The 14,572-nt window shown below is 48.6% G+C and carries 12 protein-coding genes; 3 read left to right on the top strand and 9 right to left on the bottom strand.

Annotated elements, in window-relative coordinates; genetic code table 11:
• Nucleotides 1–9 precede the first annotated feature (9 nt).
• The 3 genes from murB to B5F34_RS10435 are packed head-to-tail and all read right to left on the bottom strand — an operon-like array spanning nt 10 to nt 2,847.
• Nucleotides 10–1,029 (bottom strand): UDP-N-acetylmuramate dehydrogenase, encoded by a 1,020-nt coding sequence (gene murB / locus B5F34_RS10445; RefSeq protein ID WP_087338451.1) that lies wholly within the window; start codon nt 1,027–1,029, stop codon nt 10–12.
• Nucleotides 1,026–1,880 carry a DUF4348 domain-containing protein gene (locus B5F34_RS10440; protein ID WP_087338448.1) on the bottom strand — a complete coding sequence of 285 codons (855 nt, stop codon included), beginning with the start codon at nt 1,878–1,880 and terminating at the stop codon, nt 1,026–1,028. Before B5F34_RS10440 ends, murB begins: the two co-directional genes overlap by 4 nt.
• Nucleotides 1,881–1,890: 10 nt before the next feature.
• On the bottom strand, nt 1,891–2,847 hold the full coding sequence (locus B5F34_RS10435; protein ID WP_087338445.1) for an NAD-dependent epimerase/dehydratase family protein: 957 nt from the start codon (nt 2,845–2,847) through the stop codon (nt 1,891–1,893).
• 168 nt (nt 2,848–3,015) lie between these two features.
• Here B5F34_RS10435 and kbl point away from each other — a divergent pair, with 168 nt between their 5' ends.
• Both kbl and B5F34_RS10425 read left to right on the top strand, forming a co-directional pair.
• On the top strand, nt 3,016–4,203 hold the full coding sequence (kbl, locus tag B5F34_RS10430; RefSeq protein ID WP_087338442.1) for a glycine C-acetyltransferase: 1,188 nt from the start codon (nt 3,016–3,018) through the stop codon (nt 4,201–4,203).
• Between the two features lie 149 nt (nt 4,204–4,352).
• The gene (locus tag B5F34_RS10425) at nt 4,353–5,150 is read left to right on the top strand and encodes an RNA methyltransferase (protein WP_087338556.1); all 798 of its coding nucleotides are present in this window, start codon (nt 4,353–4,355) and stop codon (nt 5,148–5,150) included.
• A gap of 3 nt (nt 5,151–5,153) precedes the next feature.
• On the opposite strand, the gene B5F34_RS10420 is transcribed toward B5F34_RS10425, so the two are convergent.
• The 3 genes from B5F34_RS10420 to B5F34_RS10410 form a co-directional block, all read right to left on the bottom strand.
• Entirely contained in the window at nt 5,154–6,278 is a 1,125-nt protein-coding gene (locus tag B5F34_RS10420) for a PepSY-associated TM helix domain-containing protein (protein WP_087338439.1), read from the bottom strand.
• A 27-nt stretch (nt 6,279–6,305) separates the two neighbouring features.
• Complete coding sequence (locus B5F34_RS10415) at nt 6,306–7,751, bottom strand: DUF4374 domain-containing protein (RefSeq protein ID WP_087338436.1); 1,446 nt, start codon at nt 7,749–7,751, stop codon at nt 6,306–6,308.
• A gap of 279 nt (nt 7,752–8,030) precedes the next feature.
• A complete protein-coding gene (locus B5F34_RS10410; RefSeq protein ID WP_087338433.1) occupies nt 8,031–10,454 on the bottom strand; it encodes a TonB-dependent receptor in 2,424 nt (807 codons plus the stop codon).
• A 448-nt stretch (nt 10,455–10,902) separates the two neighbouring features.
• Here B5F34_RS10410 and eno point away from each other — a divergent pair, with 448 nt between their 5' ends.
• The gene (gene eno / locus B5F34_RS10405) at nt 10,903–12,186 is read left to right on the top strand and encodes a phosphopyruvate hydratase (protein ID WP_087338430.1); all 1,284 of its coding nucleotides are present in this window, start codon (nt 10,903–10,905) and stop codon (nt 12,184–12,186) included.
• Nucleotides 12,187–12,598: 412 nt separating this feature from the next.
• On the opposite strand, the gene queF is transcribed toward eno, so the two are convergent.
• From queF to B5F34_RS10390, 3 genes are read right to left on the bottom strand one after another with little or no spacing between them, the layout of a single operon-like run.
• Nucleotides 12,599–13,066, bottom strand: a complete 468-nt coding sequence (queF, locus tag B5F34_RS10400) for a preQ(1) synthase (protein WP_087338428.1) — start codon at nt 13,064–13,066, stop codon at nt 12,599–12,601.
• 21 nt (nt 13,067–13,087) lie between these two features.
• Nucleotides 13,088–13,756: a 7-cyano-7-deazaguanine synthase QueC gene (gene queC, locus B5F34_RS10395; RefSeq protein WP_087338425.1), complete on the bottom strand. Its 669-nt coding sequence runs from the start codon at nt 13,754–13,756 to the stop codon at nt 13,088–13,090.
• An 18-nt stretch (nt 13,757–13,774) separates the two neighbouring features.
• Nucleotides 13,775–14,455, bottom strand: coding sequence for a queuosine precursor transporter (locus B5F34_RS10390; protein ID WP_087338422.1), 681 nt, complete (start codon nt 14,453–14,455; stop codon nt 13,775–13,777).
• Nucleotides 14,456–14,572: the final 117 nt, after the last annotated feature.

Here is a 14,572-nt window from a genome sequence, read left to right as displayed (position 1 = left end):
TTTGATAGATTATTCTGTTTTCATCCCATCTCCCACAAAAAGAACTTCTGGCTGAATGGAAATCCCGAATTTCTGATATACAGAATCTTGCACAGCTTTAGCCAAAGCAACAATGTCTGCCCCTGTAGCACCACCAAGATTGACCAGCACCAATGCCTGCTTGTCATAAACAGCAGCCTGACCTAAACTCCTGCCTTTCCAACCACATTGTTCAATCAACCACCCCGCAGGAATCTTCACCCGTTCAGCATCGACTTCATAATAAGGCATATAAGGATAGAGAGCCAAAAGTTTCTGCCAGCAGGCACGGGATACAATAGGATTCATAAAGAAACTACCGGCGTTACCACATACTGCCGGATCGGGCAGTTTACTCCGACGGATACGGACAACAGCATCACGGACTGCCTGCAGAGTCAATGTCTTCTCATCGCTCAAGGCCTCTCGCAAAGCACCGTAAGTAAGCACAAAACGCGGTATCTTATTCAGACGGAACTGTACACCCGTAACAAACACAGATTTCGAAGACGGCTCTTTGAACAGACTATGACGATAAGAATAACAGCATTCATCCACAGAATAAACCCGCTTCCGTCCATTCAAGTCGACTGTATCCACTGAAACAATCACATCTTTCACTTCCACACCATAGGCTCCAATATTCTGCACTGCCGCAGCTCCGGTTTCTCCTGGAATAAGAGAAAGATTCTCTACTCCATACCATCCTTTGGTCACACAATGACAGACAAAATCATCCCAAACCACTCCGGCACCCACATGCACACACACAGTATTCTCGTCCTCAGAAACCACAGTAATACCTCTGATGCACGAATGTAACACTGTGCCTTTATAATAATCGCCCGTGAATAACAGGTTACTCCCCTGTCCGATGTGCAGGAAAGGAACAGTTACCCGCCCCTCACTTATCAACTCCCGCAATTCATCTTCCGAATGGTATTCCAGGAAATGGTCGGCAAAAACATCCAAACCAAACGTATTGTGCGCTCGCAATGAGTATTTTCTCATATACTTGTATCTTCATATTTGTATAATTCCCACTCTCCATGCCGTTTCCGGAAATAGAAGATGTTGGAATAGCCGTTTCCAATCCCATTTACTTTCAGAATTTTGGTAGAAGAGTTCGGATTGTTTGGCTGACCATAGCAAATGTTAGACAATGGATCGATCGGCATAATAGGCCGAAAAGCATACCATTGGTCTACATCAAGAGTTGTCTCCAAAATGGAGAATTCATCATCGGGATCGAGAGTAACGAACATTAAAGGAGAATGGATATGTTGCCTCTGATACAGACTGTCTGTAACGAAACGGGCATAGAAAGAGATGAATCCAGAACGCATGTTCTCCTCTTCCGGTATCTTATGTCGGGAAATAGAATCAAGCATCCACATTCCCCTCTTTCGTTGGAAATAGTAGCGCTGTACCTCTCTTTGTTGGAGGTACAGCCACTCTACCTGTACAGAAGTCAATGCCGTATCACCCACCACATCCATGTCTCGCTCACGGTCGAACATCAACGTATAGAAATTCTGCTCGGCAAACAGATTATCATGTTGCCATGCATCTTTTTCTATTCGTTTCAATGTCCCGTTGCAATCGTAAGGCAAAGGGAACACGGTGCGTTGCATCTGCAAAGTTCTGTCCAACGCATAATTGAATATGAAGTCGTCAAACAACTCATCTGCCTCCAACGGTTTCAATACAACCGCTGAATCAATGGCCGGCACACTTGTCGATGGGAATCCGACAGAATCCACCATCCGGGTAAGAGCATCAAAAGGATCTGTTCCATTCTTACCGTTTCCACACGAAGTGCACAGCACCAAGGCTAAACAACCCGTCAACAACTTCTTCATTTCCTCTGCGTCACTTATTCAACTTCTGACGGAGTTTCTCAAGCATATCTACCGTCATGGATTCCAAATCAAACTGAGGCTTCCAATCCCATTCTTCGCGGGCACAAGTGTCGTCCAAACAATCGGGCCAACTGTCAGCAATAGATTGCTTCAACGGGTCTACCTTGTATTCCATCTGGAAATCGGGCACATATTTCTTAATTGTCTTGTAGATTTCCTCCGGGTCGAAGCTCATAGAAGCAATATTGAAGGCATTGCGGTGTTTCAAGCGGCTGGGGTCGGCTTCCATCAACGAGATGGCCGCATTCAAGGCATCGGGCATATACATCATATCCATGTATGTACCAGCCTTGACCGGGCAGACAAACTTTTCGCCTTTCACGGCTGCATAATAGATTTCTACGGCGTAATCGGTAGTGCCACCACCGGGAAGCGTTACATTAGAAATAATGCCGGGGAAACGGACAGCACGCGTATCTACACCATACTTAGTATAGTAATAGTCGCTCAACAACTCTGTTGTTACTTTAGTGATACCATACATAGTGCGCGGACGCTGGATGGTATCTTGCGGAGTCTTGTTGTGAGGAGTAGATTCACCGAAAGAACCTATGGAGCTGGGAGTGAAAACAGCACATCCGTACTCGCGGGCCACTTCTAATACGTTCCACAAACCATCAATGCCAATCTTCCAAGCCATAGAAGGCCGACTTTCTGCCACCACAGAAAGCAAGGCAGCCAAATTATAGATAGTATCTATATTATATTCCTTCACAGCCAATTCCAACGACTGGCGGTCTGTCACGTTCGTTCTTGCTGAGGGACCCGAGTCCTTCAATACGCCCTGCGGTTCGGCACCGGCAATGTAACCGGCCACCACATGTTCACCACCATACCGTTTTCTTAATTCCATTGTCAGCTCAGAGCCAATCTGCCCCGTTGAGCCGATAACCAATATATTCTTCATAATGCGCAATGATATTTTAAAATGTAAATGATATGCGAAGGTAGCACTTTTTTCATTACTTTCATCGCTTTTCCAAAGATTCTTCCTCGAAAAGCTTGCTTATTCCAAGAAAAATGGTGTCCTTTGTGGGGAACAAGTGTTTCAACCTTTAAAAACAAAAGAAATAATATGTACGGTAAAATGAAAGATTATCTCACCAACACACTGGCTGAGATAAAAGAAGCCGGTCTCTACAAAAAAGAACGGCTGATAGAAAGCCCCCAGCAGGCAACTATTTTAGTAAAAGGCAAAGAAGTGCTGAACTTTTGCGCCAACAACTATCTGGGCTTGTCCAACAACCCGCGCCTCATCAAGGCAGCGCAAGAAATGATGGACCGCCGCGGCTATGGCATGTCATCTGTCCGTTTCATCTGTGGCACGCAAGACATCCACAAAGAATTAGAAGCTGCCATTTCTGATTACTTCAAGACGGAAGACACTATTCTGTATGCCGCTTGCTTTGATGCCAACGGAGGCGTATTCGAACCGCTCTTCACAGACGAAGACGCTATCATCTCCGATTCTCTGAACCATGCTTCCATCATTGACGGCGTACGCTTGTGCAAAGCCAAACGCTACCGTTATGCCAATGCCGACATGGCCGACCTGGAAAGATGCCTGCAGGAAGCCCAGGCACAACGTTTCCGCATCGTAGTGACCGACGGCGTTTTCTCAATGGACGGTAATGTTGCCCCGATGGACAAAATCTGCGATCTGGCCGAGAAATATGACGCCTTGGTAATGGTAGACGAATCGCACTCTGCCGGTGTGGTAGGCGCCACAGGACACGGTGTGAGCGAACTGTATAACACGTATGGCCGCGTAGACATCTATACTGGCACATTGGGCAAAGCCTTCGGAGGTGCCATGGGAGGATTCACCACCGGCCGCAAGGAAATTATCGACCTGTTGCGCCAGCGCAGCCGTCCCTACTTGTTCTCCAACTCGGTAGCACCCGCCGTTATCGGTGCCAGCTTGGAAGTATTCAAGATGCTGAAGGAAAGCAATGCACTGCACGATAAGTTAGTAGAAAACGTCAACTACTTCCGTGACAAGATGACTGCCGCCGGTTTCGACATCAAGCCCACACAAAGTGCCATCTGTGCCGTCATGCTTTACGATGCCAAACTGTCGCAGATTTATGCTGCACGCCTGCAAGAAGAAGGTATCTATGTTACAGGATTCTACTATCCGGTTGTTCCGAAAGGCCAGGCCCGCATCCGCGTACAGATTTCTGCCGGACATGAGAAAGCTCACCTCGACAAATGCATCGAAGCCTTCATTAAGGTCGGCAAGGAATTGGGTGTGTTGAAATAACTCCAATGCCTCTCTCATGAAATAACATAATCCTTTAAGACGCGGATTATACCAAAATACGGATGAGTTCTATCAGTTAATCCGGTGGTATGATCCGCGTCTTTCTTCCTGACCTTCCGGGAACAAGAATCCCCAACTTCTATCCAGATATGCCCATCATCAAAATCACATCATTAAGCCACCCCGGAGTAGAAATCTTCAGTTCACTGACCGAAGCCCAGTTGCGCAACCGGCTGGAACCGACAAAAGGAATATTCATTGCCGAAAGTCCCAAAGTAATTCGTGTAGCTCTGAGCGCTGGCTACGAGCCGTTAGCCCTTCTCTGCGAGCCCAAGCACATCGAAGGCGATGCGGCAGATATCATCGCATGCCATACCAACCTTCCCATCTATACTGGCGAACGGGAAATCCTCTCGCAACTGACAGGCTACACCCTGACACGGGGAGTGCTCTGCGCCTTCCGGCGTCCAGTGCCCCCAAATGTAGAAGAAGTATGCCGCAACGCCCGACGCATCGTAGTCATACAAGGTGTGACAGACACGACCAACATCGGAGCCATCTTTCGCTCGGCCGCAGCCCTCGGCATGGATGCCGTGCTACTGACCCCCGACTCGTGTGACCCGCTGAACCGACGGGCCGTGCGCGTATCCATGGGATCTGTATTTCTTATCCCATGGACATGGACAGACATTTCACTCAAGGAGATACGCCGACTGGGGTTCCGAACTGTAGCCATGGCTCTAACAGAAAAATCCATCCCCCTTGATGTACCCCCACTAAAGAACGAACCTAAACTGGCCATCATCATGGGCACCGAAGGAGATGGATTACCGCACAACACCATTGCCGATGCCGACTATGTGGTGCGAATTCCCATGGCACACGGTGTAGACTCACTCAATGTAGCTGCCGCTTCTGCCGTGGCCTTCTGGGAACTGGGCAAATAAGATTCAATGCTGGCGGCGACGCACCAACCGACGTATCCACAGATAATAGCCGGTAAGAGGCAAGGTGGCACCCAAAAGGGCAGTCAGGCAATACAGTATGCGCATCAGTATACCTCCCCACGTCCCGACATGCAAGGAATAAATCCAGCCACGCATTTTGCCAGAAGCCGGCTGGTCGCGGTAAAGTGTCACATCTGTAATTTTTCCGGTAACGGCATCAAAGCGGTAACGGTCGGCTCCTCTCGTATTGCCCAAACCCGAAAAAGAAACCGTTGCCGTCTGGTCGGTGCTGACTGTAATTTCCTGATAACTGGGATTCTCTGCTGCCAGTTGCTCATATACTTGCTGCCAATGAACGAAATCCGTTTGGGGCATTCTCGCTTTCTCGGCTTCCTTCCCCTGCCTGCCTCCCGATGCATGTCCGCCTCCGGATTGCATCTCTACCCCGAAAAGGGCATAGAATCCGGTACGGTACCAGCCAAAAGACCAGGTAAGTCCGGTAAGTGCCATGACAAGCAACAGTAAAAGGGCATACATCCCGCCTGCCACGTGCAACCCATACCAGAACCGGGGCCACCCCCGACGAAAAACCACCTTCAGACTGTTCTTAAAGGCTTTTTTCGTGCGGGGCCACCAAATAACCAGACCGGTCAGTAGCACAAAGACAAAAAGCAGGGTGCTGACACCCACAATGATTTTTCCCCAGAAGATGCCACCGTCTGACGGACGGCTACCCAAGAGCCAACGGTGCAGACTGAACATCGTGCGGAAAAACGGAGTACGCTCATACCTCCCCGTGATTTCACCCGTATAAGGATTGACATAAACGGCAGCCCGTTTTGGTTTGGACAGTGTCACCCGATACGCTTTATCCGGCCGGGAAGGCACACTGACCCCAGACACCGAAACATCGCTGGGCAAACCTGCTGCCACACGGGCCACCAACTGCTCCAAAGGTAAGGGCCTGGCATCTGGCGAAGGACGTTCAGCCTCATACAGTGAAGCATGGGTATGCTCTACAATTTCCTGTTCAAACACCAGCATGGCACCCGAAAAGCATATCAGGGTAATGACAATGCCGAAAGGAACGGAGAGCCAGAGGTGTATCTTTCTGAATACTTTCTTCATCACGTCAGGCAATGTATCATAGCTGGATTACTCGGCCGAAAGCTTGCACAGAGCAGACACTCCGTCGGCTTCCAGCACCAGACCTTTGGTAGCCGTAGCCGTCTTCGGGTCAATTTTATAGATAGCCGGACTGCTGCTGTTATCGTTTACTGTCACGGGCATGTAGGCATAACCATTGTCGCTGAAGGGTACACCGAAAGAAGAAATCACATCGGCTGTCGGCAAACCGCTGTTGCCGGACAGTACAGTCAGCGTTCCCTCTTCGCCCTTGAAGATAGCCAACTCATTGCGGGGAGCACTGGTGCCAGACATGTTGTCGGCTCCTTCGCTATACATCTGCAGTAAAAAATAATCTTCCGTAATATGCCAGCAGCGGAACATCGGATTGTGATTGCCCAACGTCTCCAGGTTCACGTAATACGATTCGTCAAACTCTGTCTCCCCTTGTTTGATACGGACTACGCCCGAAGGTAACTGGCCCTGCACCTTATAAAGAGTATGCAACGTCCCGTCCTGCTTGTCGGTCACCTGTTCTTCGGCAGTCGCCGTACGCCCATATCCCGGCGAGAATACATAAAGGTCACCGTTGTCGGCAGCCCAGATAGTCTGATAATATTGTGAACGCATACGACCGCAAGCATAACCGATTTTGTCGGTCTGTGCAATAACCGGCGTTTCATCGAAGCTGTCCCCGCTATAAATAGCGACAAAAGCCATGTCGGGATATTGAGTAGAAGGAATCTGCCCCGGTGTATACGAACCAGAACCGGAGCCGCCGTTGTGGTCGGTCACCAGCTTAGGGTCAGTAATCATTTCAGGATAAGTATTCACGCCATAGTGGCTCATGCCCATAGGCACCACAGAAGTATAGAGTTTGCCGTTGGCTTCCTCAAAACCGGCAAAGCTGACAATCTCGCCATTTCCCAAAAAATTCTCGGCTAAATGAGACCCGGTGGAAGAGTTACCCGTATAAGCATTCAGATAATTGAATTGCAAGTATTTAGCATAGTTTCCTTCGGCATCTTGTTCCTGATTTCCATCGTTGGTAGAAGCAGTGATGACATTCTCTCCCCAAGTTCCGTAGGTTGTGGTACGGTTGTAGGTGTAGCGACGTGCTTCGTATGCATTGCCGGTAGTTGGGTCGAGGGCATAGGCAAAACCAGTGCCTTGCGCACCGTCATTGTACTGAAAGTTGAAAAGGTACTTCTCGCCGTAGCATATCCAATTGGAGCCGCTTTCGGTTTCCGTTCCGTTGCCGAGAGTGGAGAGCGTACCGCTGTCCAAGTTGTCTGTAGTCACCAGATAAGTGGCTCCCTCATCCCCACCCGCCTGGGCGGCTATAACGTAGCGGCTCTGGTAGGTGGCATCTCCTCCACCTGCACCGTTGCCACCAGTTTCATCGTCACTGCAAGCTGTCACCAAGCTGCCTGTCAAAAGGGCGGCAACCAAACCCCATGCAAATTGTTGTTTCATTGTCTTTCTTTATTTTAGAGTTATTGATTCGTTCATTTGTTCTTCACACATTGAAGTGGATTTAAGCTTTCCCACCCGTAGGGATGGGTGTTTTATATTCTACTGATAATCAGCGTTCTGCTCCTAATATATAACGAGCAGACTGCTTATTGCTTGGCAGTTGGCTTCTTATCGCCTGGCAGTCTGTTACGAAGAGTTCATCAGGAAAGCCGTCCTGTCTGTATGAAAAGAACCGGACTGCTTCACTCCAACTACGTCATCGAATGACAGCCAGAAAAATCATCCGCCAAAGTACACGCGAAACTTGCCATAGAATGCCCGCCCGGCCTTTTGCAGACTGAAGTTGTCGTACAGTTTTTCGTTGGTGAAGTTGCGGCATTCGAAGGAAAAGTTATAACGTCCGTTCTTCAGCGAGTAACCAATCGTAAGGTTGTGCGACAACTGGTCGGGCACCCGGCTCTTAGTTGTAGGGTCTCCCAGTTTTTCCCAATACAAGGGGAACTCATGCTGATAGAACCCCTCGTAAGTCAGCGTCAGGATATTGCCATCGCCCCACAAGTCGTGCCAATAGAAAGAAGCATCGAAGTTGGCAAACGTATAAGGCTGGTTGGGCATGCGCTGCTTGTAGGTCAGGCTTTGCTGCTGGGTGTTTCCAGCCAGGTATCGCTCGGCATCACGCACATTCAGATTGTTGAAGGTTCCCCCCATGCTGAGCCAACGGTCAAAGGTGTAACGGGCAGAAAGATTAAATCCCTTTGTCCGGACGTGACCGTGGTTCTCGTACATGCCGAAGCTCGTTCCTCCCACAGTAGAGAGCGTGCGTTTGATATAGTCTTTCGTATCGCGGTAGATAAAGCTGCCTTCCACGTAGAGTCCATGCCGTCCGAAATGCCGGTTATAGCTGAGATTCAGGTTGAGGTTATCGCTGTTTTCAGGACGAAGGGTCATCTGTCCGGCTTCCAAGTCTTCATCGCCGAAAAGTTCATCGGTGGTAGGCAGGCGATATGCCTTCTCATACGAAAGTTTGGCTTGCAGCCCCTCAAGTACAAACCAGGTGCCTGCCGTACCATATCCCCAAGCACTGACGCGCTTGCTCATTTCGATATAACTACCTACACCGTCACTACTCTGCGACACCGGTCCGCGGTTGTATTGCCGATAGTATTTCCCGAAAGCGGAAATATTCCACTTTTCGGAAGGCATCAGTCTGTAGGAAAGTCCGGTGATATTCTTGCGAGTCAGCTTAGGTATATCGTAATCGGTAATTTTAGAAGCACCTCCCAGGTAGGACACCGTGCTGCGTTCGAAGGTGCTCAACACATGGTTCAATGTGAAAGCATGCGCCTGACCAATGCGATAATTAGCTGTCAGCGAGGCATTCCAGTTTTTATTGGTCGACTCACTGTTCTGATACGACTGCTCGCCGGGTGACGTGAGATACTGCCGTTCTCCCAGCCAATTGTATCGGTAAGAGGCAGTATCAATGTTCTGCGTCAAGTTATGGTTGTAATTGGCTGTCAGCACCACATCCAGCCCCTTCGTAAGAAGATCGCGTTTGGTGTACTCCAGCGAGGGAACAAAAGAATGTCCGCGACGGTGCTTTTGCCCGAACACGATGTACTGATAAACACCAGTCTGTATCTCTTTATAGTAATTGCTGTAAGTAAATCCCAATACCAGACGGTCGGCCCAAGATTTGTCTACCACTCCCACCTTTCCCATGACGGCTTCGTTGTGAAACTGGTCATTAAAACGCTTCACCCGACGGATGTCATTGGGGTTGCTGCTCGTTGTGCCATCGGGGCCAAACTCCACAATGTAGTTGTTAATATAGTAATCATTGTCAGAAAAATTCTGGAAAGCGTTTACCTCATACATCAATCCGTTGCGGAAAGTCTGTCCAAAGTTGGCATAAGATTTATGGGTATTGAAAGAACCGTAGCTGTAAGAGGCATCCAAATGCCAGGCACGACGTTGCTTATTGGTAACAATATTAATGACGCCACCCAACGCGTCGGTACCGAATCCTACCGGTACGACACCCTTGTACACCTCGATACGCTCGGCAAAATTAACAGGCAGGTTATTAAGGTCCAATGCCTTGCCGGCACCTTCCTGCGGGACTCCGTCAATGAATATCTTGACATGCCGCCCGCTGAATCCGTCTAATGTGACTTGCATATCCGAACCAACGCCACCACTCTCGCGCAACTTCATGCCGGGCAACTGGGCCAAAGCATCACTCAGCGATTTGGTGGTATTTTGCATCTCACGGGTATCCACTGCCACAGCGTTGTAAGCAGAACGCCGCACACGGCTTACCCCGGAAGCTGTCACCACCACTTCGTTCAACTGCTCATGTTCGGGCTGGAGCGTAAGATCGAACACGCGTTTCTCACCACGATTCAACGTAACTTTTTTTTGTACTTCCTGATAGCCTATAGCCGAAACGACAAGTGTATATTCACCGGCCGGAGCCTGGAACTGATAGGTACCTTTCTCATTCGTGTAAGCTCCATACGAAGTGCCCTTGAGATAGACACCGGCATAGTCTATGATTTCGCCTTCGGCTGAAGAGATTTTTCCGCTGACGGTAGCCTGCTGCCCTGCCCCACGTTGATGACCACGACGATGATGATGCTGCGCGTGGACTTCATAAGCAAAAAGTGCAGTCAATAGCAAAAATAAAATGGAGGTCTTCATAAATATCTGTCAGTATATTAATTTATTGTGCTGCAAAGGTAGACATAGAAGAAGCATATACACAATCGCTTTATGTGGGTATAATAACTCTGAACACACGTAAGAGAAGCACAAAAAAACAATACCTACCTATGGGGATAATACTTAATAATCATTAATAGATTCCTACTAAGCAGTCACCAACTTTATAGATACTGCGTATAGCATGAAGCCGTGCATTACTGGTGATCCGACACAAATCCTGACTAAAACACAGAGTACGCAAAACCGTGCCGACAAGGTCCGTGAAGCTGTTTTCTTCTCCAACATTCTCACCAAGATAAACACGAAAGAATTCGGTGCCTGAATATACAGAGGCACCACTTATCCCAATTAGTAGGTATTGACCGTATCATCAAATCCTCCTACCTTTGCCCTCAACTTAACTAACCACTAAAACTGATTTGTTATGAAGATTGAAAGAATCATGGCCCGCGAGATACTCGACTCGCGCGGTAACCCCACAGTAGAGGTAGATGTAATGTTGGAATCGGGAGTGACAGGTCGTGCTGCTGTACCTTCCGGTGCGTCTACCGGCGAACATGAAGCATTGGAATTGCGCGACGGCGATAAATCGCGTTATGGCGGAAAAGGTACACTGAAAGCAGTAGCCAACGTCAACACGGTCATTGCACCTGCATTGACTGGTATGTCCGCTCTCGACCAACGTGCCATTGACTATAAGATGCTGGCTTTGGACGGCACGCCTACCAAATCCAATCTGGGGGCCAATGCCATTCTCGGAGTGTCTCTCGCTGTGGCCAAGGCAGCGGCCAATTATCTGGACATTCCACTTTACCGTTACATTGGCGGTGTGAATACGTATGTGATGCCCGTACCCATGATGAACATCATCAACGGTGGTTCGCACAGCGATGCTCCCATTGCCTTTCAGGAGTTTATGATTCGCCCGGTAGGTGCACCCACTTTCCGCGAAGGTTTGCGTATGGGAGCAGAAGTGTTTCATGCGCTGAAAAAGGTATTACACGACTGCGGCCTGAGTACTGCTGTAGGTGACGAAGGAGGATTCGCTCCTGCCCTGAATGGCACGGAAGATGCTCTGGACTGTATCATGTCTGCCATCCGTGCTGCCGGATATGAGCCGGGCAAAGATGTAAAGATAGGTATGGACTGTGCCTCCAGCGAATTTTATAAAGATGGCGTTTATGACTACACTTTGTTTGAAGGTGAGAAAGGAAAGAAGCGCACGGCCGATGAACAAATTGACTATCTGGAAGAGCTCATCTCGAAATATCCCATTGACTCTATTGAGGATGGCATGAGCGAGAATGACTGGGATGGTTGGAAGAAGTTGACTGAACGTATCGGCAACCGTTGCCAGCTGGTAGGCGATGACCTTTTTGTAACCAACGTTGAATTCCTACGCAAGGGCATTGAGCTGGGATGCGCCAATTCCATCCTTATCAAAGTGAATCAGATTGGTTCCCTTAGCGAGACATTGGATGCCATCGAAATGGCTCACCGACACGGTTATACGACCGTCACCTCACACCGCTCGGGCGAAACGGAGGATGCTACCATTGCTGATATTGCCGTCGCTACTAATAGCGGACAAATCAAGACTGGTTCGCTCAGCCGGTCCGACCGCATGGCTAAGTACAATCAACTGCTTCGCATCGAGGAAGAACTGGGTGATTTGGCCGTATATGGTTATCAACGGATAAGAAAGTGATTTAAACTTTTCGTCTTGCGAATGGTGTATCCTGTATTTCACTGATAATCACCACCCGACTTCTAAAATATAAGCAGTAAGGTGCTTATCGCTTGGAAATAGACTGCTTATCGCTTGGAAACTTTTCAGGAAGAGTTTATCAGAAGTCGTCTTATACACACGGGACATCTGTGGTAAGCACGAAATCTCTAATCACCTCAAAATAAAGAGAGAACCAAAAGCCTGTTAAGAAAATCACTTTTGCCATTGGCAGCGGAACGCAATTGAAATATCTCACCTACGCATCGCCCAAGACAACCGCAAAAGGGGAAATAAAACAGGCGCTTAGAATAAATAAAGGAAAGATAAATGAAGAATTTCGTGTTCCCGACAACGTGAGACACCGAAATTCTTCATTTTATGATAAGGCTCTTCACTCTTGCTTGGAATCATGCCGGAACAGCCTTTCCTCTGCCAGACGCTCATACTTTGTCCCCGGTCGCCCATAATTGGCATACGGATAAATGGAGATTCCACCACGTGGAGTAAAGAACCCAGTAACCTCAATGTACTTCGGATCCATCAGTCGGATAAGGTCTTTCATAATAATATTGACGCAGTCTTCGTGAAACGCACCATGGTTCCGAAAGCTGAACAAATAGAGCTTCAAGCTCTTACTCTCTACCATTTTCACATCTGGGATATAGCTGATGCGGATTTCGGCAAAATCTGGCTGCCCGGTAATGGGGCACAGACTGGTAAATTCCGGACAGTTGAAACGTACCCAATAGTCGTTTTCAGGATGCTTGTTAGTGAATGCTTCCAATACCTCCGGAGCATAATCCTGGCGATATTCTGTCTTTTTGCCCAAAGCATTCAGTTGAGCGCGCAATTCTTCCATAATGGTTAGTGATTTTAATGATTAATATGAATGATGAATGGAAGCAAGGTATTGTTCCAGCCCTTCACGGCGCAGTTTGCAGGCAGGACAGTGCCCGCAACCGTCCCCCGGTATGCCATTGTAACATGTCAGAGTGTCGCGACGTACCAAGTCCATCACTCCCAATTCGTCGGCAAGCGCCCAGGTACCTGCTTTGTCCAACCACATCAGCGGCGTATGAAGGACAAACTGTGCATCCATAGCTAAGTTCAATGTTACATTGAGAGACTTGACGAACGAGTCCCGACAATCCGGATAACCGCTGTAATCAGTCTGCGACACTCCCGTGACAAGGTGACGGATGCCACGTTCGCGGGCATAGACCGCAGCAACACTGAGAAAGAAAAGATTACGGCCAGGCACAAAAGTGTTAGGACAAGTTTGCCCGTCAGGAATCTGTTCGTCCATAGGCATTGATGTATCCGTCAGGGCGTTATGACCTAACGTACCGATAAGGGGAAGCTCCATTGTTTCAAAGGTTACACCGGCCTGGCGGGCGATGTTCTGTGCCAACTCTACTTCTTTCGCATGTTTTTGTCCGTAAAGAAAGCTCAAGGCACGCACGTCCTTAAATTCTCGCTTTGCCCAGAAAAGGCATGTGGTCGAGTCCTGCCCACCGCTGAACACGACCAAGGCTGTTTCATTGTACATAAAATAAGATTATGGAGATTATAGTTCTTTGATTTTCCATATTTTGTAGGAAATGCCTTCATCATAGGCATCACTACCGTCTATACGCTTGATAAGGCGTACTACCCGCACAGTAACCGGCAGAATGATTACTTCGTAGAGTGATTTCAGCAGTACCTGCAAGACCATCATGGTCAGCAATTCCCGCCAGACTATGATTCCTCCGAATGCTATGGGAAAGAACAGCAATGAATCAGCGGTTTCGCCTACCACCGTAGAAACTATGGCACGCACAGAGAAATGCCGTCCACCACTGCGCAGCTTCATCCGGCTCATGACGTAGGCATTGAGGAACGAGCCTACAAGGAATGCTGCCAGACTGGCCGCCACAATGCGGGGTGCCATGCCGAAGACGAAATTGAAGTGAGCCTCTCCCTCCCAAAAGGGAGCGGCAGGCAGAGCCACGGCAATAAGTCCTAACGACACGACAAAGAAGTTCATCGCAAAGCCCGTCCAGATAATAAGCCTCGCCTTGCGGAAACCCCACACCTCGGCAATACAATCGTTGATAATGTAGGAAACGGGAAATACCAGCAGGCCCGCCGTAACGGTCAGCCCGCCCACTGAAATCACTTTTGTCTCAAGAAGATTGGCTGCAATGAGGCAAACATTAAAGAGAATGCCCAGCAGCATAAAGGGTACAGATACAGTTTGTTTCATTCGTTCCTGTTTTTTACGTGGTTAATCTGGAATACACGGCTGCTCCTTTCGGGCAGCTCCCATAAAATCGGGCGCAAAGATACAGCAAGCATTTGAATTAGGCAACAGGAAGACAAA

The organism is Mediterranea sp. An20 (genome assembly GCF_002160055.1).
GTDB classification, from domain to species: domain Bacteria; phylum Bacteroidota; class Bacteroidia; order Bacteroidales; family Bacteroidaceae; genus Bacteroides; species Bacteroides avicola.
The sequence above is the reverse complement of the archived record's forward strand: the minus strand, read 5'-3'. Positions and strand labels throughout refer to the sequence as shown.